The organism is Amycolatopsis sp. lyj-112 (genome assembly GCF_046549055.1).
In the GTDB taxonomy this organism is placed as follows: domain Bacteria; phylum Actinomycetota; class Actinomycetes; order Mycobacteriales; family Pseudonocardiaceae; genus Amycolatopsis.
Window position 1 is genome coordinate 1,312,915 of record NZ_JAJPWS010000001.1, and the last position, 18,935, is coordinate 1,331,849.

An 18,935-nucleotide genomic window follows, 5' to 3' on the forward strand; every position below is an offset into this window, starting at 1 on the left:
TCCCCTGGCGGCTCAAAGCCGCCAGGGGACCTTGTCTTCCGGTGCGTAGCGGCACGACGAACCGGTGGTGACCGAGGCGCGCAGGTGCGCGGCCAGCCCCGGGTGCAGTTCGTCGAGTTTGCGCAAGGTGTCGCGGATCCGGGCGGTCACCGTCTTGCGGGCGCGTTCGGCCTCGTCGCCCAAGCGCCGGGTGCGGCCGCCGAGCCCGGCCGCCGACCGCAGTTCCGCGAGCAGCGCGTCCCGTTCGCGGTCCAGCGTCGCGGCGCGCGCGTCCTGGCCCAGCCCGGTCGCGGTGTCGATCAGTTCGTCGAGTTCGTCCAGACGGCGGCGGTAGCGGGCTTTCGCTTCGTCGTCGAGGACGTCGTCGCCGCCGAGACTCTTGGCGGCGACCACGACCTCACCACCCTCGGGATCGAGCAGCCGCACGGCCGGCACCTCCGAACCGGGTCTGCCCAGCAGGAAATGCAGGTCCCGCAAGCCTTTCGAATCCGGCAGATGCGCGGTGACACCGTCGAAGCGCAGTGTCCACACCGCTTCGTCGCGGCGGAATTCGGCGGCCGGTGCCGCCGGGGCCTGCGCGCGGTTCCGGATCTCGGCGACCCGGGCCACGATATGGCGCATACCGAGTTCGGTGGCTTCTCTGTCCACTTCGGACAGAAGTGCCGCGGCTGCGCCGGCGTCTCCTTCGAGGTTGCGTCCGAGAAGTGCCTTCACCAGCTGGGACCTGGCTTCGACCGCCCAGGGGACGGCGCGCAGCCGGTCCGCCGAACGCGCCGCCGCGGTGAGCCGCTCGACGGCGTCATTCCAGCGTTCCTGCGCCAGATCCAGCCTGCCCAGCCAGAGGTCGACCGGTCCGCTGATGTCGCAGCCGAACAACGCGATCACCCATTGCCCGCTGTAGGGCAGGAACGCCGCACGGGCCGCTTCGCAACGCTCCGGATCCCGGGACACGGCGGCCGCCTGGGCCTGGCAACGGATCCACAGCAGTTCCAGCTCACGGGGATACGGCTCGGCCTCCGCCGCGAGGTCGGTGAGCCGCACGGCTTCCTCGGCGTCCTCCCTCTCCGAGGCCGTGATCGCCGCCATGATCCGGCCGTAGGAATAGCCGGCCTTCGCGACTTCGCGGTGCAGCGTGGCGAGGTCGTCGTAGCGGCCCTCCAGGCACCAGCGCATCCACCGCTGCTGCTGGTTCAGATCGCCGAAATGGGGGTGAGTGTGGCCCTCGTGACCTTGGTTCGCCTGTTGGAGAAAGGCTTCGGCTTCGGCGAACCGGCCCTGGAGCGTGGCGATGATGCTCTGGTCGATCATCGACGCCAGATGGGAACTCGGCACCCGGCCGTCGCCCGCCATGGCGATGAAGTCCCGGTACTGGTCGAGATAGCGGGGGTCGCCCTGTTCCAGCAGCGCGACCCATTTGAACGACGACGCGTAGTGCACCAGCTCCGGATTGTCCGTGCGGCGGCCGATCACGATCAGCTCGTCGGTGAGTTTCTCCCGTTCCGCGGCGCTGCCCGGACCCCAGATCGCGTCGTGCCGCGCCCACAAGCCGAACAGCAGCGCGGAATCGTCCTGGTCGTCACGGGCGGCCACGGTGATCGTCGCGGTCAGTTCCTGCGTCATCCGGTCGACGGAGAGATCGTCCCCGGGCTTACTGCCACAGAGCCGCCGGTGCGACTCGGTGAGCAGTTCGGTGGTCTCTTCGACGCGCGCGCCCAGGTGATCCGACCGGATCAGGGTGAGCGTGAGCCGGGCGAGCAGATCGTCCTCGTCGAGTTCGCGGACGAGCACCGAGGCCTCGTCGAGGACTTGCCGTCCCTCTTCGCTCTCCTGGTGGCGGGTCAGATGCGCGCCCAGTTCGAGCGCGATGACCGCTCGCTGTCGTGGGTCCGCAGCGATCTCCATCGCCCGCCGGTAGTGCGCCGCGGTCTCCTCGGCCGCCATCCGCCCGGTGGCGTCGATCGCCGCGGCCAGCAGCAGGTCGACGGCCTGCTGGGGCTCGAGTTCCGGGCCGGCGAGCAGGCCGTGGCGGGCCAGGTCGGCGGGGAAGAGCCGGTCCGGCGACTTCGGCGACGCGCGGACCGCCGCGACGACCGCGGCATGACGTCGTCGCCGGTCGGCTTCGGGCAGGTCCGCGTACAGCGTCTCGCGGACGAGGTCGTGGGCGAACGCGAAGCGGCCTTGCCCGTGCACCATGACCAGCCGGGCCGCGACGGCCTGGTCCAGCAGCCTGTCCACGTGCGGGACGGGTGCCGACGCCACCCCGGCGAGCAGCCTGCGGTGGAACTCCCGGCCGAGTACGGCGGCGGTGGTCAGCAGGTCCAGAACCGGTTGGGGGAGCAGGGAAAGCCGCCGCTGCAGCGCGTCGGCGACACCGGGCGCGATCGTCTCGGCGGAACCGCCGCTGTGCCACAGCCGCGCCGTCTGCTCGACGAAGAACGGATTGCCGCCGGTGCGGCGGTGGACCTCGGTGACCAGGTCCTCGTCCGGTTCCGCCCCCGCCGTCCTGGCCATGAGCGCACCGACCTCGTCCGGTTCGAGACCGGTGAGGGTGACCGACGTGGCCTTCGCCAGCAGCGGCAGCATGAGCGACCGGAGCGGGTGGCCGTCCGCCTCGACCTCGACGTCACGGTACGTGCCGATCAGCAGCAGCCGTTCGAACCAGGTGTGCTGCGCGGCGAATTCGAGCAGCCGCAGCGACGCGGTGTCCGCCCAGTGCAGGTCGTCGAACACCACCACGACCGGCCGGTCCTGCGACGCGGCCACCAGCGCGCTCGTCACCGCGTCGTAGAGGCGGAACCCGTCCGCCGCGGCGTCACCCCTGGCCTCGCCGAGCAGGACGTCCAGTTCGGTGCCCGCCATCGCGGCCCACCGGCCCGGTTCGATCGAGCGCCGCAGCCCGCGCACCACCTGCGTCCACGGCCAGTACCCCGGCGCACTCGCGGAATCCCAGCAGGACCCGTTGAGCACCAGGGCACCGAGGCGCTTGGCCTCTTCGGCGGCGCCGGTGACGAGCGTGGTCTTGCCGATCCCGGCCTCGCCGGTGACCAGCACCAGCCCGCCGTGGCTTTCGGCGGCGCGGCCGATTTCGGCGCGGAGGACACCCGCGGGATGGTCGCGTCCGATAAGCGCGGCTGACATGTCCGAATCCTCCCAGTGGGGTCCGACAATCTCACGACTCCCACCGGTTGTCAGGCACCACCCCGGCTCGGTGCGGCGCCGGAGAGCGCGGCCTGGTGATCGACGTCTCCCACTCGCTGGGAACCGCGCGGGGCCCGGAAGCGACCTCCTCCTTGTGACGAATCGAGTGGGACAGCGGGTGAACCGCCGCCGAAATTCGTGCCCGGCCGGGCGAACGAGGCCTGTTGTACCAGGTCAGGTGCTACGTGGCTGGAGTAGTGTGCGAAGCATGGGGAGCATTCGCTCACGGGTGGTGGCGTGGATCGGCCGCCGCTACCTCGCACGGCAGCAGAAGAACGGTTTCGACCTGTCCAAGATGTCGATCATCCCGGACAACGTGCTGAGGCCGCTCAAGCGCGACGGTCTCGACCCGGTCCCCGAGCTGGGCCGGATCCGCGCCGAGGAGCCGATCAGTCACCTGGACCTGCCGTTCGGGATGAACGGCTGGCTGGTCACCGGCTACGACGAGGCCAAGGCCGTGCTCGGCAAGGTGACCGAGTTCAGCAGCGACTTCACGAACCTGGTCGGGAACGCGGGCGTGACCGAGGACCAGAACCCCGGCGGGCTCGGGTTCGCCGATCCGCCGGTGCACACCCGGTTGCGGCGCCTGCTCACACCGGAGTTCACCATGCGGCGCCTCGCCCGGCTGACGCCGCGGATCGACGAGATCGTCGCCGACCAGCTCGACGCCATGGAGAAGGCGGACGGCCCGGTCGACCTGTGGGAGGCCTTCGCACTGCCGATCCCGTCACTGACGATCTGCGAGCTGCTCGGTGTCCCGTACGAGGACCGCGACGACTTCCAGCGGCTGAGCACCGCGCGGTTCGATCTCTTCGGCGGCGCGGGCGCGTCACTCGGTGCGATGACGGAGTCACTGTCCTATCTGGACGACATCGTCAAGAAGCAGCGAGAGAACCCCGGCGACGGCCTGCTCGGCATGCTCATCAAGGAACACGGCGACGAAATCGACGACCGGGAACTCGCGGGCCTCGCCGACGGGGTGCTCACCGGCGGGCTGGAGACCACGGCGAGCATGCTCGCGCTGGGCGCGCTGGTCCTGCTGAAGGACCGCGCGCTGTTCGAGACCGTCCGCGGCGACGACGAGGCCGTCCACAAGTTCGTCGAGGAACTGCTCCGCTACCTGACCGTTGTGCAGATGGCCTTCCCCCGGTTCGCCAAGGAGGACATGGAGGTCGCCGGCGTGCGCATCGCCAAGGGCGACATCGTGCTGGTCTCGCTCAATGTCGCGAATCGCGATGGCGTCCTCGGTGACGACATGGAGAAGTTCGACGCGACCCGCGAACCGACTTCGCATCTCGCCTTCGGCTGGGGCATCCACCGCTGCATCGGCGCCGAGCTCGCCCGGATGGAACTGCGCACCGCCTATCCCGCGCTGGTGCGCCGGTTCCCGGAGATGCGGCTGGCGATCGAGCCGGACGAGGTGGACTTCCGGAAGGTCTCGATCGTCTACGGCGTCGACGCGCTGCCTGTCCTGTTGGACTGAGCCTCTAGTTGGACTGAGCCTTAGGCGACTCCTCGCGGGCGGAACTGGATGCTGATCCGGGGCCCGACCGGTTTGGCGGTCTTCGGGACGGCGTGTTCCCACGTCCGCTGGCAGCTGCCGCCCATGACGATCAGGTCGCCGTGGCCGAGCGCGTGCCGGAGGGTCTCGCCTCCGCCGCCTCGCGGGCGCAGGGCCAGCTGGCGGGCCGCGCCGACCGAGACGATCGCGACCATGGTGTCCTCGGTGCGCGAGCGGCCGGTGTCGTCGCCGTGCCAGGCGACGCTGTCCCGGCCGTCCCGGTAATAGCACAGGCCCGAGGTCACGAACGGCTCGCCGAGTTCGTCCGCGTAGTGCGCGGAAAGCGTGTCCCGCGCTTCGGTGACGATCGGATGGGGGAGCGGCATACCCTCGCGGTAGTAGCTCAGCAGCCGGGGGACGGCGACGACACGGTCGTACATCTGCCGTCGTTCGGCCTGCCACGGCACGTCTTCGGCGAGTCGGGTGAACAGTTCGTCCGCGCCGGTGAGCCAGCCCGGGAGCACGTCGATCCAGGCGCCGTGGGACAGCTCAGTGCGCCGGAGGGCACCGAGCGAGCCGAGCCCGAGGGTGGCGCACTCGTCGAACAACGAGGCTTGAAGCGCGGGGGTCATGGCGACCGAACGTACCCCGATGACGACGGTTTGTCGAACGCGTGTTCGATTCGGATAAAATGGCCTGCGCCGCAGCGGCGACACCGTACGCGGTCGAGCAGGAGTTCGAAGACCTCACCGCCGCGTTCGACGTGCGGGTACGCCGACGCTCGTGGTGAACAGCAACGGCAGCACGGACTGGCTGAAGACGGCCGCCGTGGTCACCACGAAGGCCGTTCCGGGAGCGCGGCACGTCGAACTCGACGGCGAGTTCCACAACGTCCCGGCCGAGCGGCTGGTGCCCGAACTCAGCGCGTTCTACCGGGATCCTCGCTGATCGCCCGGAGATAGGCGGCGCCGCGCGGGGAGATCCGGTAGCCGACCTCGAGACTCAGTGTCAGGCCGAGGTTCTTGAGCTTGCGGATGTCGACCTTCAACGGATCCTTCTCGCGGCCGAGGATCTCGGCCAGTTCCTGCGCGCGACGGCCGGCGTTGTCGGCGATGAGCCGTAGCGTTTCGTGGGTCCACGGACCGCGTTTGTCCATTTTGGACAGCCGCTTCCCGATGCCGGCCACGTCGCTTTCGGACAGTTCGGCGTCCGCGCTGAGCGCGTGGCGTGGATCGGGCCCGAGGTGGCGCAGGCGGATGCGGTACACCGGGGCGTCCGGGGCGTCCGGGGCGCCACGCAGCGTCCCGCGGACCGCGTTCGCGGAGTCCGCCCCGGAACGGACGGCCTCGGCGTCGGTGATGGCGGCGGGGTCGACGATCTCGACCGAGTCGACGGCGATCACCCCGGCCGACAGGTTCAGGGTGTCGCCCGGGCGGACGTTCTGTTTCGCCCAGCGCCGGAACACCAGGTCGATCGTCCCGGCTTCCAGGCCTTCGAGGACCGTCATGGAGAGGATCACCGGATTTACCCAATCAGCGGGACATCGGCGCGTCAACTTCTTGTCGGATGACGGTTCGTGCTCGTACAGTCGCAGCCTGGTCCTGGTCTGGACCACCGCCGCCCTGAGTGTGCAGGAGGCAGGATGCGGAGACGACTTCGGACCGCTGGGGTGGTCGCGGCGGCCGTGCTCGGGCTGGTCGCGTCGGCGATGCCGGCGGGCGCGCAGGTCGGGACGGGGCCCTGGACGGCGGAGAATCCCTCGTTCAACGTCCAGGAACGCGGGTGTGGCAACGTCGACGGGCTCACCTTCGAACTGACCTGTTCCACCGGGAGCGGTGACCAGCGGGCGGAGCGCCGCTACGTGACCTACACCGGCGGCACCCGGCAGTTCGAGGGCTCGTTCCGGATCACCAGCATGGCGGGCACCCGGATCAGCCTGAAGCAGACCTTCCGCGACGCGCCGACCGCCGGCCCGTACTTCATGCTCGCGGTCGAACGCGGCGGGCGGCTCTACGCCGTCCACGGCGGGGCGACCCTCGGCAGCGGGGCCACCGTCGGGACCTCGGTGCGGGTCAACACCGTGCACCAGGTGGGAAGTACGCACAAGACCTATATCAACGGTTCGCTGAAGCAGACCGTGAGCAGCAGCGGTGGCAGCTACTACGACAAGTTCGGGGCCTACCGGACGGCCAGCGGGGCCGGGCCGGTCAAGGTGACCTGGAGCGGGGTCAAGTTCTGGCGCAAGTGAACCGGTGTGGCTTCACGGACCTCGGCGCCACGCGTCGAGGTCCGTCCACGCCCGCAGGCTGAGCCCGCTTTCGAAGCGGCGGCGTTCCCGGGTGATCGGGTCGGTGAACTCCAGGACCTTCGCCAGCAGCTGCAAGGGTTCGGTGAAGTCGTCGAGCGGGGTCTCGGTCAGGTCGGGGTAGAAGTCGTCGCCGAGGATCGGCAGCCCGAGGCCGCTCATGTGCAGCCGGAGCTGGTGGGTGCGGCCGGTCGCCGGGAGCAGCCGGTAGCGGCCGAGACCGTCGCGGTGCTCGATCAGTTCGACGCGGGTTTCCGCGTTGGGCGGCCCGTCGACCTCCTGCGCGGCGATCACCCCGCGTTCCTTGACGATGCGGCTGCTGATCTCGCGCGGCATCGCGATCGCCGGATCGTAGGGCGCGATCGCCTCGTATTCCTTGTGCACCAACCGATCCCGGAACATCGTCTGATACGCGCCGCGCCGTTCGGGGGTGATCACGAACAGCACGAGACCCGCGGTGACCCGGTCGAGCCGGTGCGCGGGGATGAGCTGCGGGAGGTCTAGTTCGCGCCTAAGCCGGACCAGCGCGGTCTCGAGAATGTGCCGCCCGCGCGGGATCGTCGCGAGGAAATGCGGTTTGTCGGCGATCAGGAAATGCTCGTCCCGGTGGACGACGGACATCTCGAACGGGACTTCGACCTCGTCGGGCAGGTCACGGTGGAACCAGATGAACGAGTCGGGCACGAACGGCGCGTCGACGCCCAGCGGCCCGTCGAGCCCGACGATGCGTTCCTCGCGGAGCATCTCTTCGATCCTCACGGGATCGACGCGGGGGAGCCGCTCGGCGAGGTGCTCCCGCAACGTCGTCCACGGGCCCTCGGCGGGCATCTTCAGCCTCGCGGGATCGAGCCCGTGCCGGGGCGGGAGCGGCGGGCGGAGCTTGCGTCTCATCGCCCCGCAGCCTAGCCGGGGCCGGTTCAGGAGCCGGTCTGGTCGCGGTACCGGGCCAGATAGCGCTCGGTGACGTCGGCCTCGGCGATCGCGGTGGCCTCGGCGCGGGTCCGGCGGCCGATACCCGGCGGGAAGCCGTTCTTGGCGAGCCGGTGCTCGATGCTCTCCTCCATGTAGGCCATGGAATAGAAGTACGCCACGAGCGCGGCCATCAGCACGATCGCCAGCCGCAGAGGGAGCGGGCCGGGCAGGAGCAGCCACACCGCGCACAGCGGCGCGATCATCACCGTGCTGCGGGCGACGTGACGCAGGCGCCAGCTTCCGGTGGTCGCGTCGTGGAGGATCCAGTCGTGGTAGCGCTCGGGCAACCTGCCGCCCAGCGAGTACCACAGCCAGCGGACCACGTCCGGGCGCTTCCGGGGCATCGGACGACTCCCTTCCTTCGATCTCGTCACAGTACACTAATCGTTAGTACACTAATCATTAGTGTTGCCGACGCCACGGCTAGGATCGGCGGCATGAACGCGGAGGGGCCGGAGATGAAGACGATCGACCTGGGCGAGGACCCGCTGGCGCTGGAGCGGCAGGTGTGTTTCGCGCTGTCGGTGGCTTCGCGCAGCGTCATCGCGATCTACCGGCCGCTGCTGGAGCCGCACGGTCTCACCCATCCGCAGTACCTGGTGATGCTGGCGCTGTGGGAGCGCGGCCCGCAGTCGGTGAAGGACCTGAAGACGGCTTTGCGCGCCGAGGCCGCCACCCTGTCGCCGCTGCTCAAGCGGCTGGAGGCGATCGGTTACGTCACCCGGCGGCGCAGTACCGAGGACGAGCGGCTGCTGACCGTCGAGCTGACGGAATCGGGCCGCGCGCTCCGGGCGGAGGCGGAGAAGATCCCGTACCGCGTCGTGGAGACGCTCGGAATGGAGGTCTCCGAGCTGGAGGCGCTGCACAAAGCGCTCACCCGGGTCATCGAAGCCACGGCGTGAGCGGACTGTGACGAGGGTGTGACGAAATAAGGGTGTGAGCCCGGTCCGGGGTGGGTAATTTCTGTCACGCCAACTCAAGATGACAGGAAGCAGAGGTCCCGTGACCACCTCGACCCCCGCCCCCACGGAATCAAGCCTGGACCTGATGACCCGGCTGAACGCGTACCTGGAGGACGTGGCTTCCGCCCTGGGGATAGGGATGAATTCGTGCACCGCCGACCTCACCGGTCCGGTCACGGCCTGTCTGAAACTCGAGTGGCGTCTTTCCGGTTTCCCCGAGCGTGACGTCGATCTGCTGTGGCACGAGGAGCACGGCTGGTCCGCGGCGGTCGCGAAACACGCGGGGGACGACCACCACGTCGTCGTCGGCTATCTCGGCGGCCGGATGGTGGCGCCGCAGCCCCGGCGGGTGGCCCGGTTCGTCGAGACCCTGCGCACGGGTGACCACCAGGACTGCTGGCCCGGCCCGCCGACGCTGCGTACCGCCGGCGGACCGTCCGCGTTGGCCAAGGAGCTTTCCGCCTGGGCCTGAACGCTCAGCCGGGCGGAGTGAGGACCGCGTCGAGGGCGATCGTGATCATCCGGCCGATCATGAACCGCGGCGCGCGGACCCCGATCGCCTGACGGTCGAAGACGCCTCTGGCGTGGACCCGCCAGGTGCCGTCGCCGTTGTCCTCCGGTCCGGACGCGGTCAGCGTGAGCGGGCAGGAAGTCCCTCGCGCGCCGAGCGTTCCTTCGACCGACCACTTGCCGTGGCCGCCTTCGACCCGGCCCGCCGCGAAGGTCAGCACCGGATGCGCTTCGATCGAGAGCAGACCCGGTTTGCGCAGGTCGAGGTCGCGTTTGGCGATACCGGTGTCGATGCGGTCGAGGTCGAGCGCGGCCTCCACGCCGCTGACCCCGTCTTCGTCGACCCGCACCGAGCCCAGCGTGACCGGGATGGTGCCCCGGACCTCGCGGAAGCCGAAGTTCGAGACGGTGAACGCGGCCTCGGTCCGGTCGGCGAGCACGGTCCAGGTGCCGGTGCGCATGGACGTCCCGGTGGTCATCGCCGCTCACCCGCCGGGGCCAGGCCGAGCGAGGGCAGGGACGTGTGGAGCACGTGGTGCACGTCGACCCGGTCGGGGCCGGGCAGCAGCGCCGGATCCTCGCCGGGCAGCAACTCGGTGCTCATGATCGCCTTCTGGGCGGCTTCCATCGCCTCGATCGACTCGGTGAAGCCGAGGACGAGGGTGGACCGGTCTTCGGCGGTCAGGACGTAGAAGCCGCTGACGCCGCCGAGTTTCCGCACGGCGGGCCAGATCCGTTCGCGGCCGCCGAACTCGGCGGCGTCGGCCTCGGCCTGGGTGAGCGGACGGTCGAACCAGGTCGCGTGCGCGATCTTGGCCTCGGCCGTCCCGACTTCGACGTCGGCGACTTCGAACACGCGGGCGTCGAAGGTGCCCGGGGTGCGATGGTCGGCGGCGGCGAGCGCGGAGCCGCGATCGCGCCACAGCGCGACGACGAGCCCGGTCACCCCGCCGACCTGGGCGAGTGTGCAGGTACCCGGCGAACCGGTGCCGGGGTGGAGTTCCGCGGCCAGGGCGTGGGCCCAGCCGTCGGTCTCGCCTTCGAGCGAGCGCCGGAACTGGTGGACGGTGGCGTACATGGGCTTTTCCTTCCCTCTCGGACGCCTTGGACTCTGCGCCGACGGCGGGGCCCGGACATCAGTGCCAGTACGCAGCCCGGTACGGAATCGGCCGCGGGGAGCGATACTCCTTCCGTGAGCCGGGAACCGTTCGTGGGCCGGGCAGGCGAGCTGGCCGGCCTGCGGGGCTGGATCGCGGACGCGGCGGCCGGCTCCGGCGGGCTGGTGCTCGTCTCCGGGCCGCCCGGGATCGGCAAGACCCGCCTGGTCGAGGAGGCGACCACCACGGCACCCGCGGTGGTGTGGGGCCGGTGCGCCGACGATCCGGGCGCGCCGCCGCTGTGGCCGTGGCGTCGCGTCGTCGAGGCGCTCCCGTCCGTCGATTCGGCCGTGACCACCGCGTTCGCCGAATCCGAAGGCGCCGCGGACGTCCAGGCGGCGAGGTTCCGGCTGGTGGCCGCCGCGGCCGACGCGCTGGTCGCCGCCGCCGAACCGGACGGCCTGGTGATCGTCCTGGAAGACCTGCACTGGGCCGACGAAGCGTCCTTGCGTCTCCTCCGGCACCTGGCGGGGGAGCTGCGGCGTTCGAAGCTGGCAGTGATCGCGACGCACCGGGACACCGGGCACACCCCCGCGCTGGACGCCGCCCTGCCGGATCTCCTGCGCCGCCCGGGCGCGCGAAGTCTCACGCTGCCGCCGCTGGCCGTGACCGAGGTCCGGGTGCTGCTCACCGAGCTCGCCGGGGTGCCGCCCGCCGAGGAGAACGTGCGCGACGCGCATCGCCGCTCCGGCGGGAATCCGCTCTACCTCGGCGCGATCGCGCGGTCGGCGGGCCGGTCGGAGCTGGGTCATCTCGTCCGCGCGGCGGTCGCCGCCCTCGGACCGGACGTACGGCGGCTGCTCGCCATCGCGGCCGTGCTCGGTGAGGACGTCGAGGCTTCCGTGCTGGCGGAGGTTTCCGGCGAATCTCTGGGAGACGTCGCCGACGGGCTCGACCAGGCCGTGCGGGCCGGAGTGCTGAGCTTGGGCCGGTTCGCGCACGCCGTCGTCCGGGACGGCGTTTACGCCGACCTCGGCCAGGGCGAGCGGGAGGCGCTGCACGGACGCGCCGCGGCCGCGCTGGAGAAGCGCGCCGCGCTCGATCCCGCGCTCGCCGGGACGGTCGCCGGGCATTGGCTGCGGTCGGCGACGGCGCCGCGGAAGACGGCGGAGTGGGCGGCGATCGCGGCCGCCGAAGCGAACCGGGCGCTGGCCTTCGACGAGGCGGCGAGGTTTCTCGCGATGGCGCTGGACGCCCGCGCGAGAGCCGGGGTGTCCGAAGTGGACCGTGCCGGGCTGCTGCTCGATCTCGCCGTCGCCGAGTACCGGACCGGCCGGTTCGTGCGGAGCCTCGACCATGCCCGGCGTGCCGCCGAACTGGGGCTGGTCACGCGGGCGGCGTTGGTGGTGCGGGATGTCGCGGCGCCGGACCTGTTGCCCGGAATCCGGGATCTGGCCACCCGTGCGCTGGCCGTCGACGGAGTCGACAAGGCGACGCGAGCCCGCCTGCTCGCCCACAGCGCGTCGGTGGAAGCCGACTTCGGCCGCTTCGCCGAGGCAGGGGCGCTCGCCGAGGAAGCCTTCTCGGTGGCCGAGGAGTCCGGCGACCCCGAGGCGCTCGTCGACGCCGTCCGTTCCCGGATGAAGGTCGACCCGGACACCCTCCCGCGGCCCGAACGACTGCGGCTGGGCGCTCTCGCGGCCGAGCTGGGCGCGCGGACCGGGCAGCCGATGGTCTCCTTGTGGGGCCACAAATGGCGGATCGACGCCGCGCTGGAAGACGGCCGGATGGCGCTCGTCGACGACGAACTCGTCGCGGTGACGACGCTGGCCCGGCTGACCAGGCTCCCGCTGATCCGCTGGCACGATCTGCGCCTGCGCAGTTCGGTGCTGGCGATGCGCGGTGATCTGGCCGAGGCCCGCGAACTCGACTTCGAGGCCGAAGAACTGGCCGACACCGAACTCGTGGACGACTTCTCCGCGAAAGGGATGTCGTACGCGTTCCGCACCCAGCTCATGCTGCTCACCGGTGATCCCGGCGATCTGGGAGAGGGTTACGAGGGCTTGCTGGACCGGGCGCCGCACCTGCCGGTCACGCTGGTCTCGCGGCCGCTGCTGAGCCTGCTCCAGGGCAAGGCCGACGAGGCGCGGGTGCGGTACGAGCAGCTGGCGCCGCTGGTGCGGAGCCCGGAGTTCGCGCTGCACGCGACCGGCGCGCTGCCCAACCTCGTGCCGCTGGTCGAAGCTTTCGGAGACGTCGAGATGGCGGCCTATCTGCTGCGCCGTCTCGACGAGGTCCGGCCGATCGTGTCCGGCGGCGCCGGCGTCTTCTGCACCGGCTCGACGCTGGAGCAGCCCGCCCGGCTCAATGCCGTGCTGGGCAGGAACGACGAAGCGGCGCGGCTGTTCGAACAGGCCATCGCGATCAACACGGCCATCGGCGCGCGTCCCGCGGTCGCCTGGGCGAGACTGTGGCTCGCCGAAGCGCTGGCCGCCCAAGGCGCTTTTGTGCGCGCCCAAGGGATCGCGCGAGAGGCCTCGGACGAGTTCCGCCGCCTGGCCATACCGGGACCACTCGCCAGGGCTTCGGCGCTGCTCGACCGGATCCGCGCCGGACGCCGGGCCGCCGACCCGCTCACCGGGCGGGAACGCGAGATCGTCGCCCTGCTCGCCGACGCGCTGAGCAACCGCAAGATCGCCGAACTGCTGGTGCTTTCCGAACGCACGGTGGAAAGCCACGTCCGCAGCATCCTGGCGAAACTGGGGCTGGCGAACCGGACCGAGGTCGTCGCGTGGGCGAGCCGCGAAGGCGTCGTCAGGGACTGACGGTCAGCCTGCCGAGGATCCGGGCGACCACCGCGTCGAGATGCTGGTCGAGGTAGAAGTGGCCGCCCGCGAAGGTCTCCATCGCGAACGGGCCGGTGGTGTGCTCGCGCCAGGTCTCGACGTCGCGCAGGTCCAGAATCGGGTCCGCGTCGCCGGCGAGTGCCACGACCGGGCAGCTCACGCCGGGCCCCGGCCGATAGCGATAGGTCTCGATGGCCTTGTAGTCGCCGCGCAGCGCGGGCAACGCCAGTTCGAGGAGGTCGGGGTCGTCGAGGATCTTCGTGTCCATACCGCCGAGCCGGTTGACCTCGGCGAGGAACCTGGCGTCGTCGTCGAGGTGCGTCCACTCCTCCTTGAGCCTTCCGGGCCCGGGCCGTGCCGAGACGAACAGCGCAGACGGGACGATGTCACGCGCTTCCAGCCTTCGCGCGACCTCGAACGCGATGCTGGCGCCCATGCTGTGCCCGAAAAGGGCGAACGGCCGGGGCAGGGCGGAAACGACGTCCACCAGCCGCTCGACGAGGACGTACAGATCGTCGATGACCGGTTCGGCGAGGCGATCCTGGCGGCCCGGGTACTGGACGGTGTGCATCTCGACGGCGGGGGAGAGTGCCGCGGACAGCGCGAAATAGGCGCTCGCCGACCCGCCCGCGTGCGGGAAGCAGACGAGCCGCATCCCGGCGGAAGGCGCCGGGTGGAAGCGTCGCGTCCAGCCGTGTGGAGCCTGCGCTGTCATCGGAATTCCCCCTTCTCCGCGTGGAAATCGTCCCCGCATGTTCGGAATGTACGGGGGATTCGCGGGCCGAGTCCATGGTGTGCGGTGCATGTCGCGTCTTGTCGGCGGGACAGCGGTCCGCGGCTCACTCGCTCGCCGTGTCCGTACGAAGATAGCCGGTGATCATCGCCACGAGCTCGTTCTCCAGCCGTGTGGTGTCGATGGAGCCGGGCGCGGCGATGAGCTGGTGCACGGTCATCTCCACAGTGGATGTCACGAGCCGGGCGGCCGTGTCCTTGTCCTGGACCCGGACTTCCGGGTGGCGGCCGAACAGGTCCCGCAGATCACCGATCAGCTCCCACTCCTGCCGGGTGACCTTCTCCAGCAGTTCGCCGGAGCGGGGCGCATGCTCGATCATGATCCGCAGCAGTTCCGGGTCGTCGAGATGGTTCTCGATCACCGTTCGCACGAACACCCGCATGATGTCCTCGAGTGACTCCGGCAGGTCTTCGTGACGGCGGAGCGTCGCGGTGGCCCGGTCGCCGTCGAGGTGGCGGATCAGCAGCTCGGCCCGGACCTGGCGAGGCTGTTTACGTGGCTGGATCCGGCGCTGCTCCGACGTCATGGCACTCCCTGGGAACCGGCGCGAAAGCGAGCTGAAGACGGCACACTCGACGGGCTGGAGGGGGCGGTGCTGCTGGGGCACGCACAGTCCATTCAGGACCAACGGCGGGTGCTCGTCGACCGTCGGGTCCTGCCGCGTCGCGCCATCACGACGAGGCCTTACTGGGCGACCGGCAAGGAAGGCCTCTGAGCGCGGGTCGGCCTGAACGCAATTAGAGGACTAAACGCGGCCGGCTCTCACGACCTAGACACGTCGGACCAATCCATCACGTGCGGGGCGCTTGCGGGGTCGTGAGTGGCGATTCGGGTTATGGGGTGGGAGGGCGAAGGTGGCGTGGTTGACGCCGGGCCGCCTGCGACCCCAGGACCAGGACGGAGGCTGTGTGGAAATAGGGACACTCAACGTCTCTATTTCCACACACCCCCTTGCCTCGCCACTGATGCCGGGCTCCGCAGTGAGACGAGCAGCCCAGCTGGTCGAAGCGCCCGGCACTGTCGGTCCCGCCTGGAACACTGGGGGTACGGGGGCATGGCGGAAGGGAGCGAGTGTGGCGGAGGACCTGAAGATCAGGCTCGGCGTCGGGCTGGGGACCGGGACGGCGCCGGAGGAGTTCGGCGCCGCTGTCGATCTGCTCGAACGAGAGGGCGTCGATTCGCTCTGGCTGCCCGAGGCGGTGTACTCGCCCCGGGTCGACCCGGTCGTCGGGATGACGCACGCGCTGGCCAGGACGGCGAAGCTCAAGGTCGGCACCGGGGTGATGGTGCTGCCGGGCCGGGATCCGGTGCTGGTCGCCAAGCAGCTCGCCTCGCTGGCCGCGTTCGCCCCGAAACGGGTCCTGCCGGTGTTCGGGCTCAAGCCCGCGCGCGACCCGGAACTGCCACTTTTCCCGGTGCCTCAAGGTCGCCGCGCCGGGGTGTTCGACGAGTCGTTGCGGCTGATCAAGGCGTTGCTGACGCAGGAGGAGGTGACCTTCGAGGGCGAGTTCTTCCGCGTCGAGGGGGTGAGCCTCGGCATGCGCCCGGTCAAGCGGCTCGACCTGTGGCTCGGCGGGAAGGCGCCGGGCGCGCTGCGCCGGATCGGCAGGCTCGCGGACGGCTGGCTGGCCAGTTTCCTCACGCCGGAGGAGGCCCGGGCCGGCCGCGAGGCGATCCAGAACGCGGCGGCCGAGGCGGGCCGCGAGGTCGAGGCCGACCACTTCGGGATCAGCCTCATCGTCGCCGATAACGGGATCCCGGACGCGCTCGCGGCCTCGATCGCGGCGCGTTCGGACGCCGACCCGTCCCGTCTGATCGCGGGCAGCTGGGCGGCCGCCCGCGACCTCGTCGGCGAGTACATCGACGCCGGGCTGAGCAAGTTCGTGCTCTACCCTGCCGGACCGGAGCCGATCGAGCGGTTCGTCGAGAACTTCGTCGACCACGCGATCCCGCTGCAGAACTAGTCGAACTTCAGCTGCTCGGTCCGCCGCGGCATCAGCAGCAGCGCGCCCACGCTGAGCACCGCGATCACCAGCATCGCGAGGAAGACGTGGTGCGTGGCGTCCGCGAGGGCGTCACGCACGAACGTCGTCGTCGGCGTGGCGGGCCCGTTGCCCTCCAGGACGACGCTGGTCGCGTCGACGCCGGACGGCAGGTTCTCGACCCCGGCGGGCGGGTTGGCGAAGCGGTTCGCCAGCGTCGCGTTCGCGATCGCGCCGAACATCGCGACGCCGACGGCGCTGCCCAGCGAACGGCTGAACATGTTCGTCGCGGTGACCACGCCGCGGCGTTCCCAGCCGATGGTGGACTGCACAGCCACCAGCGTGGGGCTCGACGCCAGGCCCAGGCCGATACCGAGGACGAACGCGGCCGCGGCCGCGAGCCAGATCGACGACCCCGCCGCCAGGAAAACCGTCATCGCGGCGCCGGCGATGACGATCACGCTGCCGATCAGCGCGGTGTCCCGGAAGCCGATCCGCATGTAGACGCGGCCCGCCAGCGACGCCGAGATCGGCCAGCCGACGGTCAGCGCCGCCAGCGCGAACCCGGCGACGAGCGCGCCGGTGCCGAGCACGCCCTGCGCGTAGGTCGGCAGATACGAGGTGAGCCCCATCAGCAGCATGCCGACGACGACGGCGATCAGGTTCCCGCCGATCAGGGTCCGCCGGGTGAAGATCCACAACGGCACCACCGGTTCGTCCGCCTTGCGTTCCACCAGCACGAAACTCACCAGCATGACCAGCGCGACGCCGAAGATCAGCAGGCTCGGCACGGACGCCCAGCCCCAGGCGACGCCACCTTCCAGCAGGCCGAGGATCAGCAGCGAGCAGCCCAGGGTCAACAGCGTGGCACCGAGGTAGTCGATGCGGTGCGAGCGGCGTTCGACGCGCTCGGAGAAGTTCCGGTGCAGCATCCACGCGGCGAGCGCGCCGAGCGGCAGGTTGATGAAGAAGATCCAGCGCCAGTCGAGGTACTCGGCGAACACGCCGCCCAGCGTCGGCCCGACCACCGAGGAAATGGCCCACACGCTGGCGAGATAGCCCTGCACCCTGGCGCGTTCCTCGACGGTGTACATATCGCCGACCATGGTGAGCGCGATCGGCTGGATGGCGCCCGCGCCGATGCCCTGCACCGCGCGGGCGGCGATCAGCACCGGCATGCTCCAGGCCGCGCCGCAGAGCACCGAGCCCAGCAGGAACGCAGCGATCCCGAAGAACATCACCGGCCGCCGGCCGAGGACGTCGGCGAACTTGCCGTACAGCGGCACGGTGACGGCCTGGGTGAGCAGGTAGATCGAGAACAGCCACGGGAACTGCGAGAAGCCGCCCAGATCGGCGACCACCGAGGGCACCGCCGTCGCGATGATGGTCGAGTCCAGCGCGATCAGGCCGGAACACAGCATCACGGCGATCAGGACGGGGCCGCGTTCGGAGCGGAAACCGACCCCTTCCTTCGCGGTGTCCGGGGCCGGGGTGGTCATCTGTGGCGATCTCCTCGGGCTCATGAACGGCGGCAACTGCTTCGCATGGGTAAGCATTCCATGGAGACACCCGGTCATGGGATCGATTTATTCGGTGAGTTATCCCGCAAAATGGATCGGATGAGCACCTGGATCCGCCCCCTCCGCCGCGGCTGGGTCGTCCGCGACGCCGTCCCCGGGCCCGACGTCGACGAGTTCGCCGACCCGGACCGGGTGGTCGCCGCGCTCGCCGTCGCCTCCGGAGACAGCCTGCTGGCCGTCCAGCATCCGGCCAGGACCCCGGCCGCGCTGGCGGGCGGCCTGTCGATCGAGGAAGCGCTGCCGCAGGCCAGGGACACCCTGGAGCGGATCCGCGAGCGGCACTACCGTCCGGTGGCCGACGTCGTCGCGCCCTACCGCATCGACGGGCCGGACGGTGTCGCGCTGGGCGTGCTCTGCCTGGTCGACCCGGCGGCGGTCCGGGACAACGGGATGACCAGGGTCCGGCACACCGAGGACGTCTATCCGGACGTCGTCGCGGAACGGGCCGCGATGCTCGCCGGGCTCGGCTGCGCGACCAGCGCCGCGATGCTGGTGCCCGCCACCGGTGGCCGCGAGTTCACCGCGCTGGTCGAACAGATCTGCGGCGGCCTCGAGCCCACTTTGTCCACAGTGGACGGTGTGGGCCGCAAGCACGAACTGTGGCTCGCCGGCCCCGGTGCGGGCCAGGACGCGTTGCTGGCGGCGCTGGACGAGATGGATCTCCTGGTCGCGGACGGCAACCACCGGGTCGCGGCCGCCGCGGCGTCGGGGAGCGGAGCGCTGCTGGCGCTGGTGACCGGCGGGCCGGGGCTGCGGATCGGCCCCATCCACCGGGTGCTCACGGGTACCGGCTTCGACGCGGGCACGCTGGTCCGGCGCTGGCTGGAGGCGGGGTTCGAAGTCCTGCCCGGACTCCCTTCGCCGCCCACCGAAGCCGGAGAGGTGACCGTGGTGGTGGGGGAGTCGGCGTTCCGGGTCCTGCTCGGCAAGGCGGGCGGTGACCACGCCGTCGTCGAACAGGACCTGCTCCGCGGCGCGCTCGGCGTCGATCCGGACGGGCCGGGCGTGCGGCCGCTGCTTCCGGGCGCCCCGGTGCCGGAAGACGCGGACGCGGTGTTGCTGCTGGCCCCGGTCCCGTACGCGGAGGTGCTCGCCGTGCACGCGGCCGGGCTGAGGATGCCGAGGAAGGCCACGTATTTCACGCCGAAACCGCGCAGCGGCCTCCTCCTGGCCGACGTCTAGGGAGTCC

19 protein-coding genes are annotated in these 18,935 nt (G+C 70.6%); 9 read left to right on the plus strand and 10 right to left on the minus strand.

All coding sequences use genetic code 11. The features are described from left to right. Positions 1–12 precede the first annotated feature (12 nt). Positions 13–3,138: an ATP-binding protein gene (locus ACLJRL_RS06285; RefSeq protein ID WP_410655022.1), complete on the minus strand. Its 3,126-nt coding sequence runs from the start codon at positions 3,136–3,138 to the stop codon at positions 13–15. Between the two features lie 268 nt (positions 3,139–3,406). Here ACLJRL_RS06285 and ACLJRL_RS06290 point away from each other — a divergent pair, with 268 nt between their 5' ends. Then, a complete protein-coding gene (locus tag ACLJRL_RS06290; protein WP_410655023.1) occupies positions 3,407–4,681 on the plus strand; it encodes a cytochrome P450 in 1,275 nt (424 codons plus the stop codon). 20 nt (positions 4,682–4,701) lie between these two features. On the opposite strand, the gene ACLJRL_RS06295 is transcribed toward ACLJRL_RS06290, so the two are convergent. After that, complete coding sequence (locus ACLJRL_RS06295) at positions 4,702–5,331, minus strand: alpha-ketoglutarate-dependent dioxygenase AlkB (RefSeq protein ID WP_410655024.1); 630 nt, start codon at positions 5,329–5,331, stop codon at positions 4,702–4,704. Between the two features lie 151 nt (positions 5,332–5,482). Here ACLJRL_RS06295 and ACLJRL_RS06300 point away from each other — a divergent pair, with 151 nt between their 5' ends. Continuing rightward, positions 5,483–5,647: a hypothetical protein gene (locus ACLJRL_RS06300; RefSeq protein WP_410655025.1), complete on the plus strand. Its 165-nt coding sequence runs from the start codon at positions 5,483–5,485 to the stop codon at positions 5,645–5,647. Here ACLJRL_RS06300 and ACLJRL_RS06305 read toward each other — a convergent pair. Continuing rightward, complete coding sequence (locus ACLJRL_RS06305) at positions 5,619–6,218, minus strand: hypothetical protein (protein WP_410655026.1); 600 nt, start codon at positions 6,216–6,218, stop codon at positions 5,619–5,621. The two genes, ACLJRL_RS06300 and ACLJRL_RS06305, sit on opposite strands and share 29 nt — an antisense overlap. 123 nt (positions 6,219–6,341) lie before the next feature. On the opposite strand from ACLJRL_RS06305, the gene ACLJRL_RS06310 reads away from it, so the two are divergent. Next, positions 6,342–6,947 (plus strand): hypothetical protein, encoded by a 606-nt coding sequence (locus ACLJRL_RS06310; protein ID WP_410655027.1) that lies wholly within the window; start codon positions 6,342–6,344, stop codon positions 6,945–6,947. A gap of 12 nt (positions 6,948–6,959) precedes the next feature. On the opposite strand, the gene ACLJRL_RS06315 is transcribed toward ACLJRL_RS06310, so the two are convergent. Then, on the minus strand, positions 6,960–7,895 hold the full coding sequence (locus tag ACLJRL_RS06315; RefSeq protein ID WP_410655028.1) for an RluA family pseudouridine synthase: 936 nt from the start codon (positions 7,893–7,895) through the stop codon (positions 6,960–6,962). A gap of 26 nt (positions 7,896–7,921) precedes the next feature. Continuing rightward, positions 7,922–8,320, minus strand: coding sequence for a DUF5313 domain-containing protein (locus ACLJRL_RS06320; RefSeq protein WP_410655029.1), 399 nt, complete (start codon positions 8,318–8,320; stop codon positions 7,922–7,924). Positions 8,321–8,434: 114 nt separating this feature from the next. Between ACLJRL_RS06320 and ACLJRL_RS06325 the strand changes: the two genes are divergently transcribed. Beyond that, on the plus strand, positions 8,435–8,878 hold the full coding sequence (locus ACLJRL_RS06325) for a MarR family winged helix-turn-helix transcriptional regulator (RefSeq protein ID WP_410655183.1): 444 nt from the start codon (positions 8,435–8,437) through the stop codon (positions 8,876–8,878). A 100-nt stretch (positions 8,879–8,978) separates the two neighbouring features. Then, positions 8,979–9,410: a DUF6292 family protein gene (locus ACLJRL_RS06330; protein ID WP_410655030.1), complete on the plus strand. Its 432-nt coding sequence runs from the start codon at positions 8,979–8,981 to the stop codon at positions 9,408–9,410. A gap of 4 nt (positions 9,411–9,414) precedes the next feature. On the opposite strand, the gene ACLJRL_RS06335 is transcribed toward ACLJRL_RS06330, so the two are convergent. Both ACLJRL_RS06335 and ACLJRL_RS06340 read right to left on the minus strand, forming a co-directional pair. Continuing rightward, the gene (locus tag ACLJRL_RS06335) at positions 9,415–9,927 is read right to left on the minus strand and encodes a YceI family protein (RefSeq protein WP_410655031.1); all 513 of its coding nucleotides are present in this window, start codon (positions 9,925–9,927) and stop codon (positions 9,415–9,417) included. Continuing rightward, positions 9,924–10,526, minus strand: a complete 603-nt coding sequence (locus ACLJRL_RS06340; protein WP_410655032.1) for a hypothetical protein — start codon at positions 10,524–10,526, stop codon at positions 9,924–9,926. The genes ACLJRL_RS06335 and ACLJRL_RS06340 overlap by 4 nt, the downstream gene beginning before the upstream one ends. Before the next feature lie 114 nt (positions 10,527–10,640). Between ACLJRL_RS06340 and ACLJRL_RS06345 the strand changes: the two genes are divergently transcribed. After that, positions 10,641–13,370, plus strand: a complete 2,730-nt coding sequence (locus ACLJRL_RS06345; RefSeq protein ID WP_410655033.1) for an ATP-binding protein — start codon at positions 10,641–10,643, stop codon at positions 13,368–13,370. On the opposite strand, the gene ACLJRL_RS06350 is transcribed toward ACLJRL_RS06345, so the two are convergent. After that, complete coding sequence (locus tag ACLJRL_RS06350; RefSeq protein ID WP_410655034.1) at positions 13,360–14,106, minus strand: thioesterase II family protein; 747 nt, start codon at positions 14,104–14,106, stop codon at positions 13,360–13,362. The genes ACLJRL_RS06345 and ACLJRL_RS06350 overlap by 11 nt on opposite strands. A 124-nt stretch (positions 14,107–14,230) precedes the next feature. Further along, on the minus strand, positions 14,231–14,710 hold the full coding sequence (locus tag ACLJRL_RS06355; RefSeq protein WP_410655035.1) for a TetR/AcrR family transcriptional regulator: 480 nt from the start codon (positions 14,708–14,710) through the stop codon (positions 14,231–14,233). A gap of 66 nt (positions 14,711–14,776) precedes the next feature. Here ACLJRL_RS06355 and ACLJRL_RS06360 point away from each other — a divergent pair, with 66 nt between their 5' ends. Continuing rightward, positions 14,777–14,899: a hypothetical protein gene (locus tag ACLJRL_RS06360; RefSeq protein WP_410655036.1), complete on the plus strand. Its 123-nt coding sequence runs from the start codon at positions 14,777–14,779 to the stop codon at positions 14,897–14,899. A gap of 358 nt (positions 14,900–15,257) precedes the next feature. Continuing rightward, positions 15,258–16,148, plus strand: a complete 891-nt coding sequence (locus ACLJRL_RS06365) for a TIGR03854 family LLM class F420-dependent oxidoreductase (protein ID WP_410655037.1) — start codon at positions 15,258–15,260, stop codon at positions 16,146–16,148. Here ACLJRL_RS06365 and ACLJRL_RS06370 read toward each other — a convergent pair. After that, positions 16,145–17,665, minus strand: a complete 1,521-nt coding sequence (locus ACLJRL_RS06370) for an MDR family MFS transporter (RefSeq protein WP_410655038.1) — start codon at positions 17,663–17,665, stop codon at positions 16,145–16,147. The genes ACLJRL_RS06365 and ACLJRL_RS06370 overlap by 4 nt on opposite strands. A 120-nt stretch (positions 17,666–17,785) precedes the next feature. Between ACLJRL_RS06370 and ACLJRL_RS06375 the strand changes: the two genes are divergently transcribed. Continuing rightward, a complete protein-coding gene (locus ACLJRL_RS06375) occupies positions 17,786–18,928 on the plus strand; it encodes a DUF1015 family protein (RefSeq protein WP_410655039.1) in 1,143 nt (380 codons plus the stop codon). Positions 18,929–18,935: the final 7 nt, after the last annotated feature.